General features: G+C 60.8%; 1 protein-coding gene. It reads right to left on the bottom strand.

All coding sequences use genetic code 11. The features are described 5' to 3' along the window. Positions 1-2799: eCIS core domain-containing protein (locus NP596_RS20805; protein ID WP_256617303.1), on the bottom strand; the 2799-nt coding region annotated here is incomplete at both ends.

The following is a 2799-nucleotide window of genomic DNA, read 5'->3' on the forward strand; positions in this document are numbered from 1 at the left end:
ATGCGGGCGACGATACCCGGCACGATGGGGATCGAGGTGCCGACCGAGAATAAATTGCGTTCCACCTGTTTGCGCGGCAACAGTTCCACCGCGCTGGGCAGGCCGATTTCGCCCACCACGGTGACTTCGCCGTTGGGGGCAAAGGCAATGCCGACCGTGCCTTGCAGCCACGGCGCGATTTGCAGCGTGGCGGAGCCGCTGCCGTACATGATCATGGTTTCGGTCGCCTCGCCGGTAGGCTGGCCGGCATTATCCAGGGCCCGGTTGGTCGCGCCGACCGTGGCTTCGCCCGCCAGCATGCCGCGCTGAAATTGCGCGTGGCCTTCGATGCTGAGCGCGCCGTTGTCGTAACTGATGGCCAAACGGCTTTCGAAACCGGGAATATCCGGCACCGCCTCGCCGCTGGCACTGATACCGTATGCGCCCTCGGCGGAGCGCGTCAATTCCACGCTGACCTGTCCGCTACGAATGCCTGGAATATCCGACGACAAACCGAAGGTGCCGCCCACGGCAAAGCCGTCCTGTTCGGAATAGCTGACATTCATGCTGCCGCGTTCCACGCCTGGAATATCCAGCTCCGCTTCGCCGGAGGCGCTAAAACCCTGTTCGTTAAAACTGGCGGCGATAGTGGCGCTGCGTATGCCCGGCACCTTGGAACCCGGAATGCCGATGCGCCCTTCCCCGTAAAATGCATTGTCGACATAACCTAGCGTCACCTGCGCCGGGTCGAAAATCTCGGAGTTGAAATTAAACGCGCCCTCGACGCCCAAATGCCGATCGCTGCCCAGCCGCCCGCGCAAATAGCCGCTACCCAGCTGTTCCACGGCGAAATCGACCTTCCCTTCCACCGCCAGACCGCGGGTACCGGCCGATACCGTTAACGAACATTCGCTGACCTGCAACGGCGGCGGCGCGGCAATATCGTTGATGCTGAAGGTTTTGGAAAAGGTAATGTCGCGGCCGCTGAGCTCGAAATCGATACCGGCATCCTGCAACAACGGCAGCGACGGCAAAATTTGCCCCTGCACGATTAAACCCTGGGCGGGGTCGACCTCCCAATGGTCGATGGAAATCGGACTGGCTTGCTTATGTTCCAATACCGAACTGCTTTCGCCGTCGGCCAGGCGATGCAGCCCCATCAGCAACGGAAAACGCGCCATCGGCGCCAGCCCTACCCGTTCGGAGCCTTCCAGGGATTTGATGACCAGCGGCTCGTCGATGTTTTTACCGGCGAAATGCGCCGAATCCTCGGGTAGGCGAATATTGAAGCGCAGCAAGTCGTCGTTATCGACATTGTCGGTTTTGGTCAGGCGAAACGGCGCCAGCATGTCCCGGTATTCGTTTTGCCGGTTGGGGTCTATGGTCTGCCGGCGGGTGCCGAACAGTATCATGCGTTTATTCGCCGGAACCTGTGCGTCGAGATCCGCCGGAGTGCGGTAAAAAATCCGCGCGGTGGCGCCGGCATCCGGTTGCAAGGCGTCTATATGCGTACCGCTTTCGATATCGGTTTGCGACCAAACGTTATTGCCGCTGGCACCGATGGCGTCGCCGGCGGTCGCATTCATGAATTTCAAACTCAGCCGGGATTTCAATTGGGCGTTGGTCCATTCGCTGAACGCTTTGCCGTCATAGGTATCGCTGTTGTTCTGCCTGAACCGGTCCAAGGCCGAATCGATGGCCTGGTCGAGATTGCGCACCTTGACGTTGCGGTTGATGTTGCCGTCCAGCAGAAAAAAGTTCGCCATTACATGCACATCGTCGCGCAGGCTGAAATCGCCGGTCGGCAAGCGGGCGCCGAAACGTTGTTCCAGCATATGGTCGACATCGTAACTGCCCATGGCCCGGCGGTTGCTGCTGGCGGATGCGTGCGGATTGCCGGCTTTATCCCAGCGCGGAATCGCCGCCTGGCGGGCGCACTCTTCCAAGGAACTGCCGTTTAAAAATTCGGTACCGCGGCCGCGGCCTTCGCTGGCGCGCGGATAGTCGTGCGCGGAAGGCACCTCGAACAAATAGCGCGATGGGGTGGTGCCGGCGCCCAACCGGCGGCCGGCAATTGCTTGTAATTTATTGCGGGTGGTCTGCACGCCGATGCCGTCCCGCCAGACTTCGGTCTGGTCGTTGCGCGCCCGGCTGTAAGCCTTGTGATGGATGAACGGTGCCCTGCTGGTGTAGGCGCTGAGTAATTCCGACGGTACCGCCAGGCTCGGAAATTCGATAAAGCCGGTCTTCTTTTCGCCGAAGCGTTCGCCCGTCGCCGTATCGGTTACTTCCCGCTGTACCAGGCCTATCGTACCGTTTTGCTGCACCACGTGGGTCAACTCGTGCGCCAACAGTTTGCGCCCCTCGGCGCTGTCCGGCGCGTACTCGCCGGTGCCGAAAAATATATCGTGGCCCACCGTAAACGCCCGGGCGTTGATGCCGGCCGCCAACGCCGCGGCCTCGCCGCCGGTATGAATGCGCACGCCGGAAAAATCGGCCTGCAACTGTTGCTGCATATCGTTTTTCACCGCTTCCGGCAGCGGCTCGCCCTTGCCGCGCAAATTATCGATGCGTTGTTCGGTGGCCTGGTCTATTTGCGGCGCGTCGCCCTTGGCTTGCAGAGCCGGCTTGTCTTCTTTTCTGTTCAGTTTGTCGTCGGCCTTTTTTGCCGCATTTTCTTCGGGTTTGCGGCTCAGGGTCGATTCCGGTTTTTTGTCCTCGGCCGCCGGTTTCCGGCACAGGGTTTGTTGCGGGTCGCCCAGATCCTGGCCGGGCTGCAAAGTCGCTCTTTGCACGCTGTCCTTCGCCGGGGAACCGGCC

It is taken from the genome of Methylomonas rivi, assembly GCF_024505165.1.
GTDB lineage: Bacteria > Pseudomonadota > Gammaproteobacteria > Methylococcales > Methylomonadaceae > Methylomonas > Methylomonas rivi.